The 19,767-nt window shown below is 64.9% G+C and carries 12 protein-coding genes and 3 pseudogenes; 8 read left to right on the top strand and 7 right to left on the bottom strand.

The features are described from left to right. The 4 genes from OG568_RS59420 to OG568_RS59435 all read left to right on the top strand — a co-directional run. Positions 1-988 (top strand): ISAs1 family transposase (locus tag OG568_RS59420; protein ID WP_443077997.1); only part of this gene is annotated, 988 nt, incomplete at its 5' end. 235 nt (positions 989-1,223) lie between these two features. Further along, positions 1,224-2,443 (top strand): IS3 family transposase gene (locus tag OG568_RS59425; protein WP_329530430.1). Its coding sequence is split into 2 segments (ribosomal slippage): positions 1,224-1,479 and positions 1,479-2,443, totalling 1,221 coding nucleotides; the frame shifts between segments, so codons are not numbered across the junction. A 95-nt stretch (positions 2,444-2,538) separates the two neighbouring features. Then, positions 2,539-3,009, top strand: a complete 471-nt coding sequence (locus tag OG568_RS59430; RefSeq protein ID WP_266420290.1) for a helix-turn-helix domain-containing protein — start codon at positions 2,539-2,541, stop codon at positions 3,007-3,009. Further along, a complete protein-coding gene (locus OG568_RS59435) occupies positions 2,898-3,680 on the top strand; it encodes an IS630 family transposase (protein WP_266420292.1) in 783 nt (260 codons plus the stop codon). The genes OG568_RS59430 and OG568_RS59435 overlap by 112 nt, the downstream gene beginning before the upstream one ends. A 100-nt stretch (positions 3,681-3,780) precedes the next feature. Here OG568_RS59435 and OG568_RS62040 read toward each other — a convergent pair whose 3' ends face one another. Continuing rightward, positions 3,781-4,425, bottom strand: coding sequence for a peptidase inhibitor family I36 protein (locus tag OG568_RS62040; RefSeq protein WP_443078017.1), 645 nt, complete (start codon positions 4,423-4,425; stop codon positions 3,781-3,783). Between the two features lie 251 nt (positions 4,426-4,676). Between OG568_RS62040 and OG568_RS59440 the strand changes: the two genes are divergently transcribed. Both OG568_RS59440 and OG568_RS59445 read left to right on the top strand, forming a co-directional pair. Next, the gene (locus OG568_RS59440; protein ID WP_443077998.1) at positions 4,677-5,942 is read left to right on the top strand and encodes an IS701 family transposase; all 1,266 of its coding nucleotides are present in this window, start codon (positions 4,677-4,679) and stop codon (positions 5,940-5,942) included. Between the two features lie 434 nt (positions 5,943-6,376). Then, positions 6,377-6,574: a hypothetical protein gene (locus OG568_RS59445; protein WP_329538347.1), complete on the top strand. Its 198-nt coding sequence runs from the start codon at positions 6,377-6,379 to the stop codon at positions 6,572-6,574. A 271-nt stretch (positions 6,575-6,845) separates the two neighbouring features. Here the strand turns inward: OG568_RS59445 and OG568_RS59450 are convergent, their stop codons facing one another. Together OG568_RS59450 and OG568_RS59455 are read right to left on the bottom strand one after the other, a co-directional pair. Beyond that, entirely contained in the window at positions 6,846-8,309 is a 1,464-nt protein-coding gene (locus OG568_RS59450) for a ketol-acid reductoisomerase (RefSeq protein WP_329538554.1), read from the bottom strand. Between the two features lie 130 nt (positions 8,310-8,439). Next, positions 8,440-9,666 carry an MFS transporter gene (locus tag OG568_RS59455; protein WP_329538348.1) on the bottom strand — a complete coding sequence of 409 codons (1,227 nt, stop codon included), beginning with the start codon at positions 9,664-9,666 and terminating at the stop codon, positions 8,440-8,442. A 1,215-nt stretch (positions 9,667-10,881) separates the two neighbouring features. Here OG568_RS59455 and OG568_RS59460 point away from each other — a divergent pair. Next, positions 10,882-13,224, top strand: a complete 2,343-nt coding sequence (locus tag OG568_RS59460; RefSeq protein ID WP_329538349.1) for an IS1380 family transposase — start codon at positions 10,882-10,884, stop codon at positions 13,222-13,224. Positions 13,225-13,541: 317 nt separating this feature from the next. Here the strand turns inward: OG568_RS59460 and OG568_RS59465 are convergent. Further along, positions 13,542-13,832, bottom strand: a pseudogene (locus OG568_RS59465) (transposase); the annotation flags it as partial. A gap of 147 nt (positions 13,833-13,979) precedes the next feature. Between OG568_RS59465 and OG568_RS59470 the strand changes: the two are divergent. Next, positions 13,980-14,447 (top strand): annotated as a pseudogene (locus OG568_RS59470) (transposase); the annotation flags it as partial. Between the two features lie 265 nt (positions 14,448-14,712). On the opposite strand, the gene OG568_RS59475 reads toward OG568_RS59470, so the two are convergent. The 3 genes and pseudogenes from OG568_RS59475 to OG568_RS59485 all read right to left on the bottom strand — a co-directional run. Then, positions 14,713-16,476 (bottom strand): reverse transcriptase/maturase family protein, encoded by a 1,764-nt coding sequence (locus OG568_RS59475; RefSeq protein ID WP_329538350.1) that lies wholly within the window; start codon positions 16,474-16,476, stop codon positions 14,713-14,715. A gap of 454 nt (positions 16,477-16,930) precedes the next feature. After that, the gene (locus OG568_RS59480; protein WP_329536215.1) at positions 16,931-18,715 is read right to left on the bottom strand and encodes a reverse transcriptase/maturase family protein; all 1,785 of its coding nucleotides are present in this window, start codon (positions 18,713-18,715) and stop codon (positions 16,931-16,933) included. Positions 18,716-19,475: 760 nt separating this feature from the next. After that, a pseudogene (locus tag OG568_RS59485) lies at positions 19,476-19,763 on the bottom strand (group II intron maturase-specific domain-containing protein); the annotation flags it as partial. Positions 19,764-19,767 lie beyond the last annotated feature (4 nt).

A 19,767-nucleotide genomic window follows, 5' to 3' on the forward strand; every position in this document is an offset into this window, starting at 1 on the left:
GATCCGCCACCTGCTCAGATGGCGGCGCACTCCGTCACCGGCCACGATCGGCCGTGTGCTGGGGGCTGTTGACGGTGACGCCCTGGACCGGGCGGTCGGCGCCTACCTGGCCGACCGGCACCGCGCCGCCACCGAGCCCACCCAGGCACCGTCGCCCTCCGCGTCCGGGCGGCCGCGCGTGATCGCTGTCGACGGCAAAGCACTCAAGGGATCAGCCCGTCTCACTGCGACGCGCCGGCATCTGCTCTCAGCGGTCACGCACGGCACCGTCGTGACCCTCGCTCAGGTGGAGGTCGGCGCGAAGACGAACGAAACCACGCACTTCCAACCGCTCCTGGCACCGCTGGACCTGGCCGGCGCCGTTGTCACCTTCGACGCCCTGCATTCGGTCAAGGCGAACATCTCCTGGCTGGTCGAGACCAAGAAGGCCCACTACATCGCCGTGATCAAGACCAACCAGCCGACCGCCCACAGCCAGCTCGCGGCCCTGCCGTGGCGGGACATCGCCGTCCAGCACACCGCCTCCGGGGCTGGACACGGACGCCGCGAGTCCCGCTCAATCAAGACCTGCTCGATCGCCGACAAACTCGGCGGAATCGCCTTTCCCCACGCCCGCCTGGCCATCCGCATCCACCGCCGCCGCAAGCAGACCGGCCGGCGTGAGACCCGTGAGAGTGTCTACGCCGTCACAAATCTCGACGCCCACCAAGCCGGTCCCGCCGATCTGGCCGCCGCGATTCGCGGGCACTGGGGCGTGGAGAACTCCTCGCACCACATCAGGGATGTCACCTTCGCCGAGGACGCCTCCACCGTCCACGCCGGAACCGCACCACGGGCCATGGCGACCCTCCGCAACCTCGCCATCGGCGTGCTGAAAACCCTCGGAGCCGACAACATCGCCAAGACCACCCGGGCGATCCGCGACGAACCCCAACGAGCAATCCCCATCCTGGGCATCACCAACGATCCGGACGCCTACGGAACTTGATCAAGCCCTGGGTCAGTGATCGGTGGGATCGGTCGATGGTGGGCCCAGGCTTGTAGGTGGCGCGGGAGGGGGTCGCCGCGGCGGCGGTAGTGGCTGACCATGGCCCGGGTCTGGTGCAGGCGGCGCCAGAACTCGCAGGTCAGGATGGTCTCTACGGGGTGGTGGGGGTTGAGGCGACCCCTGTGGTGTGGACACTCTGACAATGGATCTTGCAGATCCGAGGGAAGGTGTCCTGGTGGGACGTAGGTCTCCGTATCCGGTGGAGTTCAGGAACGATGCCGTCGCGCTGTACCGCGCGGCGGGCGGGAAGCGCACGTACGCGGCGGTCGCGGCGGATGTCGGGGTGACCGGCGAGACCCTGCGGAGCTGGGTGCGCCAGGCCGACGAGCACGCGGGCCGTGATCACAGCAGCGGCGAGCAGAGCGCGGAGAGCCGGAACGAGGAACTGGCCCGGCTGCGCGCGGAGAACGGCCGGCTCCGCAAGGCAGAGAAGGAATGGGAACTCGAGCGGGAGATCCTGCGCCGGGCAGCCGCCTATTTCGCGAAGGAGATGAAGTGAAGACCCACCGCTGGGACTTCGTCTCCGCCCACGCGGAAGTCTTCGGCGTTCAGCGGATATGCCGGGTCCTGCAGGTCTCGCGCTCGGGCTACTACCGGTGGCTCGCCGGTGCGAAGGTCCGTCGAGAGCGGCAGGCCGCCGACGACGCCCTGCTCGTGGAGATCCGGGAGATCCATACCGAGCACAAGGGCACCTACGGAGTCCGGCGCATCCATGCCGAGCTGCGTGGCTTCGGGCACACCATCAACCGCAAGCGCGTCGAGCGCCTGATGCGCCGGCACGGTATCGAGGGCCGGCACCTGCGGCGCCGCAAGCGCACCACGGTCCCCGACCGGCTTGCACCACCGGCCCCGGATCTCGTCCAACGCAACTTCTCCGCCAGACAGTTGAACGAGAAGTGGTGCGGCGACATCACATACGTCCAGGTCGGCGGGACGTGGCTGTATCTCGCCTGCGTCATCGACATCTGTTCACGCCGGGTGCTCGGCTGGTCGATGGCCACGCACATGCGCACGGAACTGGTCATCGACGCCCTGGAGATGGCCGTGGCGACCCGCGGCGGCCACGTGGGCGGGGTGATCTTCCATGCGGACAGGGGCTCGCAGTACACGTCGGCCGCGTTCGCGCAGGTCTGCAACGGTTTCGGGATCCACAGGAGCATGGGCCGGGTCGGCTCGAGCTACGACAACGCCCTCGCCGAGTCGTTCTGGCAGGGACTCAAGAGGGAGACGATGTACCAGAGGCTGTTCTCCACGATGCCTCAGGCGAGGCTGGAGATCTTCCAGTGGCTCACCTACTACAACGCCCGCAGGCGCCACAGCGCCCTCAACTACCTCTCGCCAGTCGAATTCGAACAACAACAGCAGAGAGCACGTAAACTCACACTCGCAGCATGAACCCCCGTGTCCACACTCCGGGGGACACCTCAGTTTGATTGGGAGGCTTGCGTCTGGCAGATTCCTCTCCCGCTCTGCCGGACAGGACTGGTGCGATGGGTTCGCAGAAGAAGAGGCCGGTGGTGCTGACCGCGCAGGACCGCGAGGAGTTGGTCCGGGTGACCACGACGGGGGTTCGTCCGGCCTCGGTAATCAGGCGGGCGAGGGTGCTCCTCGCACTCGACACCTCTGCAGGCGGGATCGGCTCGCAGGAGGTGATCGCGGCCCGGCTCGGCGTCTCCGGTGAGACGTTGCGGCTGGTCGCCAAGCGTTTCACCGAAACCGGTGGCGATGTTCACGCCACCATCGCGCGGAAGAAGCGCGACCTCCCGCCGGTGCCCTCGCCGGTGACCGGTGAGGTCGAAGCCCGGCTGATCGCGATGGCGTGCTCACAGCCACCCCAGGGCTATACCCGGTGGTCGCTGCGGCTGCTGGAGAAGCACGTCGCACTGGTCGAGGACATCCCCGATCTGGACCATTCCACCATCGGCCGGGTCTTAAAAAAACGGAACTGCGTCCTCACCTGAAGAAGTGCTGGACCATCCCACCACGAGCGAACGCGGAGTTCGCGGCCCGGATGGAAGACGTACTGGCCGTCTATGCCCGGCCCTATGACCCGGCATGTCCGGTCGTGTGCATGGACGAGAAGCCCTACCAGCTCCTCGGCCATGTCCGCGACCCGCTCCCGGCCCGCCCCGGTCACGACGCCTGCCAGGACAGCGAGTACATCCGCTGCGGCACGTGCTCGATCTTCGTATGGGTCGAACCCCTGCGCGGGTGGCGTCGAGTTCAGGCACTGTCCCAGAGGACCCGGATCGACTGGGCCGGCCAGGTCAGGCAGCTGCTGAGCGTGGACTACCCCGATGCCGAGACGGTTGTGCTGGTGATGGACAACCTCAACACCCACGGCATCGCCTCACTGTACGAGGCATTCGAACCAGAAGAGGCCTTCGCCCTGGCTCAGCGCCTCGAGATCCACCACACGCCCAAGCACGGGTCATGGCTCAACATCGCCGAGATCGAACTCTCCGCGCTGACCAGGCAATGTCTCGACCGCCGGATCGGCGACCTCGACACCCTCAACACCGAACTCTCGGCCTGGCAGAACGCCACCAACACCGACCAACGTCAGGTGGACTGGCAGTTCACCACCCACGACGCACGCATCAAACTGCGCCACCTCTATCCCAGGAATTAGCTGCGACAGTCTACTAGGGCTCACATGATCACCAAACGGTCATCGGCAGACTTCGCCGAAGCCCTGGCACCGATGGTCCGTCGTAAAATCTGAGCCACCGTCACCCTGCTCTAAATGAAGAAATCACGTCATCAAACTTTATGTCGGACAATTTTGAGTTCCAATGGTGCGGCAGAAGTGAATAGGCTCGACTGGAGTATCCGGCATCGCTAAATAGATCCAGCCGTAGGTCGCTATTGTTGATTACTGACGATGTGCGATCATCGAAAGTGGCGCCGCCGATATGCACACTTCGGAGATCTGATTGCCTCGCTGGGGATTCAATTTTGTACACCCTGCCTGCAAAATTGAAGTTTTCGTACAAACAGACCGAACCTACTGGACATCTCTCTATCTCGGGGGATGGGCTTGGTGAAGGTTTGCTCGGGTTATCTGATGCAGGTTGCGATGCTTCCTTGCTCTTTGGTGGTCTAGCTGCAGGACTCTTCATCTTCTCGCGACCGGGGAGCGCGATCAGCGACCTTTCCGCGGACGCTTCCGCATTACTTCCGAAATCCCGAGAATTCTCCGGGAATATTTGAACTAGCGATGACCGACCGGGCGGCATGCCCGATGATGCAGGGTTTAGTATGCTTCCCGTTCCCGGAGGCATGCTAACGCCAATCCCTGGTTGCGCATAGCGCACACCGGAGGTTACCTGTTCGACGTGAGGCTTTTCACGCTGTGTACCGCAAGATGTGGCCATACAGCAACTAATCGTGGCGGCTGTAAATGCGAGAAGTCTTTGGGTGTTATGAATTGGGTACTCCAAGAGCCGAAAATTAAACCGTGGCCTCTTGTTCTGCGCCACATACTCTTCATCACGAAGCCACCCCCCGGAGAGGTCACCCAAGTAGCTATCGTTATCGCACCGTTACTGACCCTCGTTCATTCTGGGTTGCTTGTACTACAGCCGGAGATCTTGTGACGGGGTCCGTGGGCCGTCGTTGACCGGGCATGATGCTGGATGTGACGGCTGAGCTGATAGCCGAGTGGCATGACGAACTGGCCAGGCTGACCGGCTCGTTGGGGAACCTGTTCAACCGGCCGGAGCCGCGGGTGGTGTTCGCGCAGTTCATCGAGGGCCTGCTGGCGGAGCTGCCGAAGAAGAACGGCTGGACGCTCTCGGAGCGGGCCGGGCATGCGACCGCGGACCGGATGCAGTGGCTGCTGAACGGGTCGGTATGGGACGCCGACCAGCTGCGCGACGAGGTCCGCGACTACGTCGTGGAGCATCTGGGCGACGCGGACGCCTCGCTGGTGATCGATGACACCCAGGCCCAGAAGAAGGGCACCAAATCGGTCGGGGTGGCCTTCCAGCACTGCGGGCTGACCGGGGACGTGCGCAACTGCCAGACGATGGTGATGCTCACCTACGCCACCGCCGCCGGACACGCCTTTATCGATCGCCGCCTGTACCTGCCCGAGGAATGGACGTCCGACCGGGAGCGGCGCCGGGCTGCCGGTATCCCCGACGAGACTGCCTTCGCCACCAAGCCCGGGCTGGCCATCGCCATGCTCGACCGCGCCCTCGCCGCCCAAGTCCCCTTCACCTGGGTCCTGGCCGATTCCGGCTACGGACGCGATCCGCAGTTGCGCGCCTGGTGCCACACCCGGGCGGTGCCCTACGTACTGGGCGTCCCGGTCGATCTCCCGCTGGACGGCCCGCCCGGCAAACCCCGCCATCCCGCCGTCAAACGCGCCGACGACCTGCTCCACTACGCCCACGTCCGTGACCAGTGGGAACGCCGCTCGTGCGGCCACGGCGCCAAGGGCGAACGGCTCTACGACTGGACCGCCTTCGCCGTCGAGGTCAAGGACGAGAGGCCGGCCAGGGACTTCTCGCACTGGATGGTCCTGCGTAGATCGCTGCACCCCAACCGGCGCGGCAAGGACGGACAACTCCACCGGGAGATCGCCTACTTCCTGGTCCACGCGCCCGCCCGCGCCACCGTCGCCGAGATCATTTCCCGAGCGGGCGGCCGCTGGCAGATCGAGGAGGACAACGAGATCAACAAGCAGCTCGTCGGCCTCGCCCAGTACCAGGTCCGCAGGTGGACCCCCTGGCACCGGCACGTCACCGCCTGCATGCCCGCCACCGCCTTCCTCGCCGTCCAACGCGCCGCCGTCCCCGAACCAGAACCAGAACCAGAGAGCGACGTCGTACAGGAGCCCGATCCGGGAAAAGCCCGGACCACGGCCGAGAGCGAGGCCACCGGCTGATCCCCGGACCGCTGCTGCGGCCCTCCGCCCACACCATCCGGCACTGCCTGGCCGCCACCCGACTCAACCCCCACCACCCCGTAGAGACCATCCTGACCTGCGAGTTCTGGCGCCGCCTGCACCAGACCCGGGCCATGGTCAGCCACTACCGCCGCCGCGGCGACCCCCTCCCGCGCCACCTACAAGCCTGGGCCCACCATCGACCGATCCCACCGATCACTGACCCGCAAGATCTCCGGCTGAAGTACCTGAGTCCCATCAAGCTCGAGAACACGCACTACGCCGACCGGACAACGCCCGAACCAACGAACGAACCTGAAACCCCGTCAACCCTCCCTGACCAGCTAATCAGCACCTCCCGCACACCGGGAAACCGCACCAAGGAACTCCCCGCATTTGCCGAGGAGCATGAGGACTGGCTGCGGATCTTCCAGATGCCCTCGTACGCACCCGAGTTGAACCTCGCCGAAGGCGTGTGGTCACTCCTCAAACGCGCCATCGCCAACTTCGTCGCCAGCGACCTCAGGGGACTCGTCCGCATCGTCAAGCGCAAGCTCAAGAAGATCCAGTTCAGACCCCACCTGATCGACGGGTACCTCGCCGGGACCGGGCTGATCATCGAACCCTGGTGATCACAAGCCCAGACTTCACGAGTTCAACCTGAGTACTTGGGGATACGGGCGGAGAGTCTCGCCGGTTGCCGTACTCCTTCGAACCCGATCCCCCGTGAGGGCCGACGACGGACTCGGGACCGTTACGCCGACGGCGGCCGGGGGTGGACAGACCGGCCGCCGATGCCGTCTCGGGGGACGTCGAAATCTCCGGTCCGGGCCGTACGAGCCGAGCCGACCATGATCCTCAGCACAGCCCTGCTGGCCGCAAGACTCCCGGGAGCCCTCTGACCTACTCGACAAAGATGTCGACCGACGGACGCATCCGCGAACAGACCTCCAGCACCTGGTGGAGGACGTGCCCCTCGAACACCTCGAAGGGGGAGCGGTCCACGGTCTTGTCATCGACCGCCGGGTACGCCCGTTGAGTGAGGAGGTAGTCGAAGCGGGGAGCCCACTTCCGGGCTCCGAGTCGTGCCGTGGTTGAGCAGTTGTCCACCATGTAGGCCACGCCGCGGGCGTGCATGTACGGGTTGAGGGAGTCGACCGCCTCGATGACGGACTCGTTGGCGATCTCGGAGTAGGGGTGGCCGCGCTCCAGGAGCAGGTCCGCCTGGGCCATCATGACGCCGCAGAACACGCCGGCGGTGAAGGGGTCGAGCGGAACCTCGGCGTCTGTCTCGCGTGCCGCCCGGACGCTCCGACCAACACGCCACATGTCCGCCTGGTCGACGCGGCCCATCGGGAAACGGTCGAGACGCTTGCCGGCCAGGATCACACTACGGATCTCGTTGCCGGAACTCACCTCGTCGTAGATCTCCGCCGTCAGTTCGAGCCCGACGGGATACGCGGCGGAATACGCCTCCGCGAATGTTTCCTTGTCCTCATCCGCGAGACGCTCGTATACGCCTATGAGGCCGTCCTTCGAGATGATCCGCGAGAGGGGGCCGGTGACGGACTCCACCGAGTGACGAAAGGCGTCGTCCTCGCTCATCTCCTCGTCACGGTAGCGCCGGTAGAGGCTTTCCACGATTCCGTGCACACCGCCGAGCAGCATGGCGCGCTCACCGGTCAGGTCCGACAGGTACTCGGAGCGCAGCGTGGTCTGGAAGGTGAACGGTGCCCCGAGCGCCACCGACCACCCGAGAGCCCGCTCGACGGCGCGGCCGGTGACGTCCTGTTCGACGGCGAAACTGGCGTTGATGCCGGCGCCGTTCACGGTGGAACCCTGGACGTAGAGGGCGCGCACCGAGGGTCCCATGCCCTTGGGGCAGACGGCGATCACATCGACGTCCTGCGGGAACCGCTCACCGGTGTCCGTGAGATGCCCCAGCAGGAATCCGTGCGACAGGCCCAGCGTCGTGCCCGGACGCAGAGCGGTGAAGATGTCCGCGTAGTTCTCGGCCAGCGCGGCGTCGGATATGAGCAGCAGGACCATGTCGGAGGCCGCGACGACCTCGAGCATCTCCCCGAGAGAGCCTTCGTCCTCGCTGAAGCCCGCAGCACGGGCGGAGTCCCGCGACCGGGATCCTTCCCGGAGACCGACCACCACCTTGACGGCGTCGCCCAGGGAGTCGCGCAGATTCTGGGCCTGGGCAGGCCCCTGCGACCCCCAGCCGATCACTCCGATCTGCCGTACCCCCTCGAACGCGGCCGGAAGCCGGTCGAACAGATGCCGGCCGCCGCGTACGACCGCCTCGCGTCCGTCTCCGAGGTTGACGTACTCCTTGTCGAAGACGGAGGTGTCGAAGTCCAGTGCTTCCAAGGTTCTCAACCTGTTCTTTCTCACGACGACGGCTTCCGTCGTCCATGGACGGGTGCTGACTGGTACGAGGTCGGGTGCCGGACAGTGGACGCCCTGGGGCGTCACACCTGGCGAGGGTTGCTCACGTCCAGCTCACATCCTGCTTCGCAGGGGCGGACGCTGCCGGCCGTGTGCTCCTGAGCCACAGCAGAGCAGGCCCCAGCCCGGCCGGCGCGGACAGGGCCCCCATGAGGGACACGGCGACGACCGGGCCCTGCCACTCCGCGAGAAGTCCGGCAGCCGCGGTACCGATTCCCTGGGCGGTGAGATTCATGGCCGACGCCGTTCCCATGCCCTGAGCGCGGACATCGTCCGGCAGCAGCTCGATCAGGGTGGAGACGGAGACGACGACCTGGACGCACCACAGGGCGTTGCTGACGGCGAAGGCCACCATGGCCAGGTAGATGCTGACGCTCCGGACCGAGACGATCACAAGCGGAAGACCCGCCGTGATACACAGCAGAGGCAGGTGGGCGGCATGACGACGGACCGGCACGAACCGATGGAACGCCCACAGTCCGAGGACCGCGCCCACGCCCGTGCAGGCCATCAGGCCACCGGTCCAGGAGGGTCCGAGGCCGAGTCCGCTGACGTATGGCATCGCCAGGGCTTCGGGGGCGATGTAGAAGAATCCGAGAGCGGTACTCAGAAAGATCGCCCGCCGACGCGGCTCACCCCAGAGCAGACTCAGGCTGCCGACCGCGGGCCTGGATCTCATCGGTTCCCTGGACCGCGGTCTGACGAAGGCATGATAGAGCGCGTAGGCCGCCACGAATGTCATGGCGTCAAAAGCGAGACACACCTCAGGGGCGAGGAGCCAGGACAGTGCCCCGCCGAAGGCGAATCCGAAGATCTGCGCCGCCTGCGTGGTGACCTGGCGGACAGACATGCCGACCGGATACTGCTCGGCGCTGAGGATGTCCCGCAGCAAGGCGAGCTGCGCGGCCTTGTACGGCCCTCCGAGAAAGGACATGACAGACACGAGAAGGCAGAGAACAGCGAGCGGAACACCTGGAATCGCCATGGCTCCCACGACCGCGGCCCTTGAGATGTCCACGGCCATCATGACACTTCGGCGCGGGTGGCGATCCGCGACAGGGGAGAGAGCAAGCGCGCCGACGACACTCGGCACGTAGGTGAGAGCGTAGGTGAGCCCGGTCAGTGCCGCCGAGTTCGTGCGGTCGAAGACCAGGACGGCCAGCGCGATCCGAGCGAGCTGATCCCCGAAGTACGAGATCAGCTCGGCCGACCAGGCAGCCCGGAACTCGGTCGAGGAGAAGAGGGAACGGGGGGTGTGTTCGCTGTGCATGACGGCTACGGACAGCCTTTCGGCGTGCGTTCGCGCGAAGTCCGGCGAGAGGTCTTCGTAAGGCGGGAGGCTCTCGTACGGCGCGGATCCTGGACGGAGCTTCGGCGTGGCACGAAGGGTCAGGCTTCCCGGTGCATGTTCACGCCCGCGAGCATGCACCGGGTGCTGATACAACGCGACTTACCAGTCGGGCTGGGCCATGGCGAGCTTCCTTTCTGGATCCGGAACAGCGGTGTTCGTGGCCCGCAGCCATGCGGCTGAAGGCACGGACAATCATGCTTGCGGCGGTGTGACCCGAGCTCTTGGCGGATATCGGGCCACGCCGCCGCTCGGCCCCGTCCATGGGCGATGAGGCCGACGAGATGCCGCGTGAGCTACGTCCATCGACGGGGGGTCAGATGTCGGCCGCTCACGCTGTATCTGTTCCTAGCTACGTGGGGCCGCCCCGGATGGTTCTCACCTTTTCGAGATTCGGGGAGGATTTTTCTTCCGGGCCGGGCCGATAGCCACCACCCGGAGCCGGCTTGGCGACCCCGAACCCGTGTCGCGGCCTCGAACCCGCGGTGGCGCAGGGAGACGATCGACCGGACGGCGGTGCCCTGTTCCCCGCGCGCAGCTCCGGCCGGGAAGGGGCAGCTCGACAAGCATGGCAGCGACGGCCCGTTGCGGGCTTCAGAGCTGCGCGGGGACGCCATCCGGGTCTTCCGCGGGCCGTGACCCAGACTGCATGGGTGCCTGGGCCACGGCGTGCCGGCCTCGACCATGCATGATGAGGTCAGCGTGGATGCCGGGTGAGCTGCTGCCCTCCGTGACGAGGTGGCCCGGCAGGCAACGAGCGACTCAGGTGCGGCATCCACTGGGAGCTACGTGGTGATCCTGGCGCAGGGTTCGATCTTTGCTGAGGCTGGCTGAAAAGAGCAGCCCTGACCCTGGGTATTCAGCGGAATTGGGTGATCTGACGCCACGATAGCAGAAAGGCGCCGTTGACCTGCGAGGATGCGAGTGTCTAGGTCGTATCCGCTGCAGAGAGCAAGGCACCTTTCTGGTGGTCGAGAGTCAGGGCGGTTGCAAGTTCCGGGGGCGTGCGGCTGGTCGGGTTGTGACCGGTTGGGGTGCATAACAGGGCAGGCACGGGCTTCGTGATCATTGTGGTGTCTAAGCCCGATGATCATGAGGTGGCCCGTGCCTGCCGCTGTATCTTCTCCCATTCCCGCCGTGCTGGTGAAGCTGGGGCCGCTGGATGCCGGTCGGATCGCTGACCTGCGCCTCTACTTCGACTCGGTGCCCGACCCGCGCTCCCGGCGGGGCCGGTGGTACTCGCTGACCGCGATCCTGCTGGTGTGTGCCTGCGCGGTCGTCTCGGGAGCCAGGAGCATCGACGAACTCGCCGAGTGGGGCCAGCGTGCCCCGAACACACTCCTGGCAGTGATCGGGATCCGGCGCCACCTGCTCAGATGGCGGCGCACTCCGTCACCGGCCACGATCGGCCGTGTGCTGGGGGCTGTTGACGGTGACGCCCTGGACCGGGCGGTCGGCGCCTACCTGGCCGACCGGCACCGCGCCGCCACCGAGCCCACCCAGGCACCGTCGCCCTCCGCGTCCGGGCGGCCGCGCGTGATCGCTGTCGACGGCAAAGCACTCAAGGGATCAGCCCGTCTCACTGCGACGCGCCGGCATCTGCTCTCAGCGGTCACGCACGGCACCGTCGTGACCCTCGCTCAGGTGGAGGTCGGCGCGAAGACGAACGAAACCACGCACTTCCAACCGCTCCTGGCACCGCTGGACCTGGCCGGCGCCGTTGTCACCTTCGACGCCCTGCATTCGGTCAAGGCGAACATCTCCTGGCTGGTCGAGACCAAGAAGGCCCACTACATCGCCGTGATCAAGACCAACCAGCCGACCGCCCACAGCCAGCTCGCGGCCCTGCCGTGGCGGGACATCGCCGTCCAGCACACCGCCTCCGGGGCTGGACACGGACGCCGCGAGTCCCGCTCAATCAAGACCTGCTCGATCGCCGACAAACTCGGCGGAATCGCCTTTCCCCACGCCCGCCTGGCCATCCGCATCCACCGCCGCCGCAAGCAGACCGGCCGGCGTGAGATCCGGACGCCTACGGAACTTGATCAAGCCCTGGTCGAGAGTACAGGGTGGGACCGGCGGCTGTCCGTGGCCGCCGACGGCAAGGGGCTGATCGGACACGCCGGGGCGGTGCTGCTGCGCCGGCTGGCCGACCGTACGGGGTTGACGAGTACGCTGGCGGCTGTGCTGCCCGTCGGGACCGGAACCGGCTGGCGAGACCGTGCGGCCGTGGTCGTGCAGCTCGCCGTGGGGATCGTGCTGGGGGCGGTGAATCTCTCGGACGCCGAGCAGTTGCAGGCCCACCACCAGGGCCTGTTCGGGCCGGCGGTGTCCGACTCGACGACCCGCCGGACACTTCAGCTGATGGACGCCGAGGTCCTGGCGAAGATCGCCAAGGTGCGGGCGCGGGTACGCCGGCACGTGTGGTCGCTGCTGCATCTGCGGCCGAGCGGTTTCCCCTGGCTGACGGTCGCCGGGAAGCGGCTGCACGGCTGGATAGTGATCGACATGGATGCGACGATCATCACGGCGGCGTCGAAGAAGCAGGGTGCTGCGGCGACCTGGAAGAAATCGTTCGGGTTTCATCCGCTGGCCGCGTGGTGCGCGAACCCCTGTGAGTGTCTGGCGATGCTGCTGCGCGCAGGCAACGCCGGGAGTAACACGGTGGCCGACCACATCCGGGTGCTGCGCGAGGCGCTGGCCCAGGTGCCCGGCTCCTCGACGGCGAAGATCCTGGTGCGCGTGGACGGCGCGGGCGCCACCCATGGCCTGCACGAGCACCTGCGGGATCTGAACACGATGCGGCGCACGGTCCGCTTCACCACCGGCTGGACCATCACCGACGAGGACGAGAAGGCCATCGCCCGCCTGCCCGAGAGGGCCTGGGAGACCTCGCTCAAACAGGACGGCAGCCTCCAGGAGGGCTACTTCGTGACCGAGTTGACCGGCCTGAACCGCCGGGAGGGCTGGATCAAGGGGATGCGGCTCATCGTCCGCCGGGTCAAGCCGTCCGGCCGGCACACGAAGGACCTCACCGCCTTCGAGAAGAAGACCGGCTGGAAGTACTCGATCACCGCCACCAACATCAACAGGATGGCCCGGATCCCCGGCTCCCATCAGATCCAGTGGCTGGACGCCCTGGACCGCCACCACGCGGTGGTCGAGGACCATGTGCGCACGAACAAGGCGATGGGCCTGCACAACCTGCCCTCCAAGTCCTGGCAGATCAACGAGGCATGGATGCTGAGCGCGAACCTCGCCGCCGACCTGCACGCCTGGCTCCGCCTGCTCACCCTCCACGATCACCCCGACCTGACCGACGCCGAGCCGGACACCATGCGCTTCCGGCTCTACCACCTCCCGGCCCGCCTCGCGAAACACGCCCGCCGCCGATGGCTACGGATCGAACACACCTGGCCCTGGGCCGACGCGTTCACCACCGCCTGGCGGCGACTGACCGCCCTCCCAGCCATCACCTGACCACCGACACCCGCCCCAACGAGAACCGAAGAAGAGAGGACCGCACCACTCCGGGAGACGTGGAACCCCGGCGCACCCCGCAGCGTCACGCGACGGCCCACCCTCGAACGGCAGAGGACATTGCGGGCGAACCGCCGAGCCGATCAACGACCGGCCCCAGCTGACGGATCGAGGCTGACGCCAAAGAAGGCCGCCCGTCACGAAAGTCCCTATGAGGCAGGGTAATTGCATGATCGGAATCTGTCGAGGTTCGTCACGTGAGGCCGAGGGTTTGCAGAGGGGTGCCCCTATGGGTTTGGTCAAGCTGATCGGGCGGGTTAGGGCTCGTAGAAGGTGCCGTCGCGGAGCATGGCGAAGAGGACGTCGGTTCGTCGTCTCGCGAGGCAGAGGAGGGCTTGGGTGTGGTGCTTTCCCTGGACGATTTTCTTGTCGTAGTAGGCCCGGGATGCCGGGTCGCCGAGGACGGCGAACGTGGAGAGGAAGAAGACCCGTTTGAGCTGCTTGTTTCCTCGCCTGGAGGGCTGTTCGCCTCTGATCGAGGAGACCGAGTTGCGGGTCGCCGGGGCGAGTCCGTCCATGGCGGCGACGTGGGCTGCGGTCGGGAAGCTGAGGGAGTGTAAATCTAACGGCGGATCCGACGATCATGGGAGAGACGTCAAGTGACTGACTCCGCCGTGGAGCTGGAGACCGTGGAGCCTATCGAGAGTGCCCATTTGGGACAGCCTGCGCCCGTGTCCGACGAGCAACTGGTCGCGATGCTGGTGGAGCGGGCCCGGTCGGAGGGGCTGCAGCTGACCGGGCGGGGTGGGCTGCTGCAGCAGCTGACCAAGCGGGTCCTGGAATCGGCCCTGGAACGTGAGATCACCGATCACCTCGGCTATGAGAAGCATGACGCGGCCGGCCGTGGCAGCGGCAACTCCCACAACGGGGGCCGGGCCAAGACCGTACTGACCGATGTCGGGCCAGTGGAAGTGAAGGTGCCTCGCGACACCGCCGGCCGCTTCGAACCGCAGATCGTCAAGAAGCGGCAGCGGCGCCTGACCGGCGTCGACGAGATGGTGCTGTCGCTGTCCGCGAAGGGCCTCACCCACGGTGAGATATCGGCCCATCTCGCCGAGGTGTATGGCGCCGAGGTGTCCGAGCAGACCGTCTCCACCATCACCGATACAACTCAAGGCGTGTATCCGGTCCTGTTCGTGGACGCCATCAACGTCAAGATCAGGGTTCTGTCGACGATCTTGTGATCCGGACGGTTGAGCGGTTCGTGCCGACCGTTCGCAATCATTCATCGCGTGCTCTCGTGATGTGCTTTTGGAGCTGTTTCCTTAGTAGGGTCGGGGACTGGCGCGGTGCCTTCCGCTCCGTTTCCAGTCCCCGCCGCTTCAAGTGAAGTAGGCCGCCGACGAGGTGCCCGTGGTTCGGGTCCTTTTCCGACGGCCCCTTCCCGAACGGGACGGGCCAGTTTCCCGGCATCCCGCTCTCCAGTGATCACTTCCGTGGTGGCGCGGTGCCCCGCCCGGCATGGATGTCCTCGTGGCAGCGACGGCAGATCACCAGGGTCTTGCGCCGTCGTTTGGCCATGAGGTGCACCCAGTCGGGCTTGTCCCGACGTCCGGGCCGGTTGAGATCGGCGAGCTTGCGGACGTGATGGACCTCAAGATTCGTCCGGGCTTCGCAGATCTCGCAGCACTCGGCGATGAGCCGGTGGATCAGCTCGTTTCGCTTCGCACTGGCCATGACCGGCCGCCTGTCGGTGAGGACGGCCTTGCGCTGTCGTTTGAGCGGTATCCCGCCGAAGCGGGCTACCAGCGGTTTCCTCTCCCGGTCGCGTGGAACGGTGACGGTCAGACAGGTTCGCGGTCCCTCAGGTGTCTCGACGGTGCTCTTGTACTTCCGAGCCATCTTCGTGACCGTCGACCGGTGCTTCCCTGCCAGCGTCTTCAGTAGCGAGGTCTCCATGACCCACTGGAGCCTGCCCAGGCGGAACACATCCTGGGCAAGAAGGTAGTACTGGACCAAACCCCGGTACTCGGCCTGGTACTTCGCGACGATCGTGAAGTCCTCGTCGTGAAGCAGCATGCCGCGTTGCGCCGGTTGCCCGTTGCTCATGTAGAGCGCGCACTTCTGCCTGATCACCTGCCGTGGCACGAACAGGCCGATCGCTCCATTGACCGCCCGACGGTTCCGGGTGATCTTCGTGTCGGAGTGCTGGGCCCGGATCTCATAGCCGAGGAAGTGCGCCGTCTTGGACTCGGAAAGTTCCAGCCTGAGCTCGTCACGCAGGAACGCACCGATCTTCGACTTGATCTCCTCGGCTTCGTGCTTGAGGCCGGCGAACCCCAGAAGCCAGTCGTCGGCATAGCGGACATATCTCAGCCGGCGGTAGTCCGGATCGTTCGGGTCCTGGCTCGGCAGGGTGCGACGCTGGAGCCCAAGCGCCCGCACCGCCTCCCGGTCGCCACGCCGTCTGGCTCTCGCGATCGCGAACTCGACCGTCCTGTATGCCCGGTTGGGCCGCCGACGCAGACCCCGGTTGTACTCAGGCAGCAGAGACTGTTCGACGAACTGGTCCAGCCGGTCAAGGTAGATGTTCGAGAGGATCGGGGAGGCAACTCCGCCCTGCGGGGCGCCGCTGAGCGTGTCGTGCCACCTCCAGTCCTCCAGGTAACCGGCCTTGAGCATGTGGCTGATCAGCCGCAGGAACCGGCCATCGTGGATCTTCTCCGCCAGCGTCGACAGCATGACCTCGTGATCGAGGCTGCCGAAGCAGTCGGAGATGTCCCCCTCGATGAACCAGTGCGTCCCCTTCCAAAGGTCCACCACCTCGCTCAGTGCGGTGTGGCAGCCCCGTTGGGGGCGGAAACCGTGAGACCGGTCGGAGAACTGGACGTCGTAGTACGCCTCAAGCAGCAGACGCACCACCTCGGCGACCAGCTTGTCCGACCAGGTCGGCAGGCCCAGCGGGCGCTTCTTCGTCGATCCCTTCTTCTCGATGTAGACCCGCTTGACCGGAGACCACCGGTAGCGCTCGGCGCGCAAGGCGTCGATGATGCTGCCGATCTTCTCCAGCGACATGCCGTCCGCGGTCTCCCCGGTGACCCCGGGCGTCATCGCACCCGCGTTGGCGTAGATGCGCCCGTAAGCCACCAAATACAGCTGAGGGTTGAACAGTTGCCGGTACAGCCTCTCGACCGGCAGTCCTCTCTCACCGCGCTTTCGGATGACGTCCAGCACCGCTTTGGCGCTCTGCATTACGCATGCCTCCCTTCGCTGGACATCTCGGTCACCTGTGCCCCTTTGCCCTGTGAACGGCTTTCCCGTCCTCCCTGGCAGGTCGTCACTCCTGCGACTACTACGGGCACTCCGTCGCCGTAGGGCTCGCGCCCCGTAGGCGATCCCGTGGTACGTCTTCGTTGTACGTATCGAGCACGACGTAGGCCGCCCACTCATCTCCTTGACCGCTCTCGCTGGGCGATGCTCCACGTCACGGAGGTTGTCCGGTCTCACGGTTCATGCCCGGACATGACGTGGCGTCGGTTTCAGGTGTCGTTCCGACGGGTGCGCACTCTCACCGCTGGAGATTGGGCTTCAAGCAATCCAGCGCAGGGTAGGCCGCGCGGCGAGGTATCTGGAGTTCAGACCCTTTTCCACGCGACCCCCCACCGAACCGGACGTGCCCCGTTAAAGGCATCCGGCTCTCCAGTGACTACTCCGTGGGTTTCGCGACTTGCGAGTCAGTATGGATATCGTCGTGACAGTTCTGGCAGACCACAAGGGACTTGCGGCGCCGCTTCGCCATGATTGATGCCCACGCCGGCCTGTCCGGCTGACCGAGCTTGTCGAGATCCGAGAGTTTTCGGATGTGGTGAACTTGAACCTTCCCCGACCGCTCACAGATCTCGCACCTCCCCGCAAGGAGTCTGGTGACCAATTCCTTGGGACCAACTGCTCGATCTGGTTTACGGTCTTCGAGGACCGCTGTCTTCTGCCACCGAAGTGGTATGCCACCGTACCGTGCTACCAGTGGTTTCCTGCCACCACTGCGTTCAACGGTCGCTTCGAAGCACGTGCGCAACCCGTATGGAGTTTCGACCTTGGCCTTATACTTGGCCGCCGTCTTCGATACGGTCGAGCGGTGCTTGCCCGCAAGCGTCTTTAGCAGCGATGTCTCCATGACCCAGTTCAGCCGATTCAGCCGATAGACGTCACTGGCCAACAGGTAGTACTGTGCCAACCCGCGATATTCGGCCCCGAAGATAGAGACGATGGTGTAATCGTCCATGTTCATCAAAGGGGTCCTGCGTGCGGGTTTCCCGCGTTTCATATAGGAGGCACATTTAGCCTTGATCACCGCGACTGGCACCCGCAACTTGACGGTCGCGTTGCTTGACCGTTGGCCATTGCTGATCGCCTTGTCGTTCTGCTGAACGGTGATCTCGTAACCGAGGAATCTTGCCGCGCCGGTTCTGGCGTGAGTGATCAATGTTTTCTCCTCGGACAGCTCCAGTTTGAGTTCGTCACGCAGGAACTGCCCGAGGCGTTGCTTGATCTCCTCGGCTTCGGCTTTCGGTCCGGTGAAACCGAGCAAGGTGTCGTCGGCGTACCGCACATAGCGCAACCGCCGGTAGCGAGGATCGTTGAGATCCTTGCTCGGCATACTGCGTAGCTCTTTACGTAGCGATCGCGCCTCGGCACGGTCACCACGCACCCGAGCTAGCGTGAGTGCTTTCTGAACCTTACGATAGGCGGGATTCTTAACTCGTTCCGCCCCTCGGTCATATTCGGGTATCAGAACCTTTTCGACAAAGTTGTCCAACCGGTGCAGATAAATGTTGGAGAGCGTGGGAGAGAGAACACCGCCTTGTGGTGCCCCGGAGAGCGTGGCGTTCCATACCCAGTCCTCCAAGTATCCGGCCTGAAGCATGTTGCGCAATAGCCGCAGAAACCGGCGATCGTGGACTTTCTCAGATAACGTCGAGAGCATGACCTCATGGTCAAGCGACCCGAAGCAGTCGGAGATATCGCCCTCAATCAGCCAGGTCGTACCCGTCCAGGTATTAGCCACCTCGCGCAGCGCGGTGTGGCAGCCCCGACGGGCACGGAACCCATGGGACCGATCGGAAAACTGGGGGTCATAATATGCCTCCAATAGGAGACGCATCACCTCTCCAACCAGCTTATCCGTCCAGCCAGGCAATCCGAGGGGTCTGAGTTTCCCGTTTTTCTTCGGGATCATGACTCTCTTGACCGGACTGAATCGATAGCGCTCGTGGCGCATCGCATCGATAATGCGCTCGATCTTGTCCAGCGACATGCCGTCCACGGTATCTGCCGAGACTCCAGGCGTCATCGCTCCCTTGTTGGAGTAGATACGCCCGTAAGCCATGAGATACAGCTGCGGATTGAACATCTGTCGGTACAGTTCATTACATGGCAGGCCGTGCCTGCCGCGTTCACGGAGGACACCCAGCACTGTTTCGGCGCTCTGCAATTTCGCATACCTCCCAGGTCTTCGAGTGTCCGATCACCTGACCCCCTTCGCCCTCATTCCGGCTTTCCCGGACTTCATGACCGGTCGTTACTCCGGCGACTACTATGGGGTCTCCGTCACCATAGGATTCGCATCCCTTAGGTGATCCCGCGTTCATCTCTGTCGTACGTACTAACGCAACTTAGGTGCCCCACTCATCTCCTTGAATGCCCTCACTGGGCATCGCTCCACGTTCCGGAGGTTGCAACGGCCGCGAAAGAAATGCCGATGCAGGACGTGGCGCCGGTTCCAGACGTCTTTCCGGCGGATGGATATTTGCATCTCCTGGAGATTGGGATTCAGGCAGTCTAGCTTTCACCGTATTGCGTGAATCGCTCGGCGCACTGCTCCTAACGTCTGGACACAGTCGCCGATTTCCTGGCATGCTCTTGTCCCTCTCACCCTTTCAGGCTGAGGTAAGCCATTCGATTCAAGAACGTTCCTCCGAGTCCTTCCCGGCTGAGCCGGGGATACAACAGAGCGCCTCGCGGCGCAACTTCGGCCATATCGTGCGGGTCTCGCGGCACCCCGTCCCGGACACCTCCGGACGGCCACCGCTTCCCTGACATGCTCTTGTCCCCTCGCGCTTTCGCGTCCAGGTAAGTCAGGCGACCCAAGAACCTCCCTCCGAGTTCCTCCCGACTGCGTCGGGGATACAACGAAGCGCCTCACGGCGCACACCGTGCATGCAGTTCTCCCGCACACGGCTTTCCGACATCATTCACCGGCTGGCATGCGCCGTCGCTCTGTGCACGTTTCCGGTAAGACGGTAGACACCGAGCCGGGTGATCCACCCATAAGTAAAACGGGTGGTCCAGTTCCTGCCCGCAAGCCCGTGTTTCGCGCTGGCGAAGATCGCCAGCCGCTCGTGGACATAGCCGTCAACCACGTTGAACTTCCGTCCGGAGTTCCCGTTACGGAAGTACGCAGCCCAACCCCGCAGGACCGGGTTGAGCTCGGCTACCACGGCGGATACCGGCCGCTCAGTCTTCGAACGAGCGGTCGCCGCACGG

This window comes from Streptomyces sp. NBC_01450, assembly GCF_036227505.1.
Taxonomy (GTDB): Bacteria; Actinomycetota; Actinomycetes; order Streptomycetales; family Streptomycetaceae; genus Streptomyces.

Bases quoted from the DNA above. Each gene is read 5' to 3' on its own strand.
- OG568_RS59475 (WP_329538350.1), bottom strand. From the start codon at position 16,476: ATGCAGAGCGCCAAAGCGGTGCTGGACGTCATCCGAAAGCGCGGTGAG.
- OG568_RS62040 (WP_443078017.1), bottom strand. From the start codon at position 4,425: ATGGCCACATCTTGCGGTACACAGCGTGAAAAGCCTCACGTCGAACAG.
- OG568_RS59440 (WP_443077998.1), top strand. From the start codon at position 4,677: ATGATGCTGGATGTGACGGCTGAGCTGATAGCCGAGTGGCATGACGAA.
- OG568_RS59455 (WP_329538348.1), bottom strand. From the start codon at position 9,666: ATGCACAGCGAACACACCCCCCGTTCCCTCTTCTCCTCGACCGAGTTC.
- OG568_RS59445 (WP_329538347.1), top strand. From the start codon at position 6,377: ATGCCCTCGTACGCACCCGAGTTGAACCTCGCCGAAGGCGTGTGGTCA.
- OG568_RS59430 (WP_266420290.1), top strand. From the start codon at position 2,539: ATGGGTTCGCAGAAGAAGAGGCCGGTGGTGCTGACCGCGCAGGACCGC.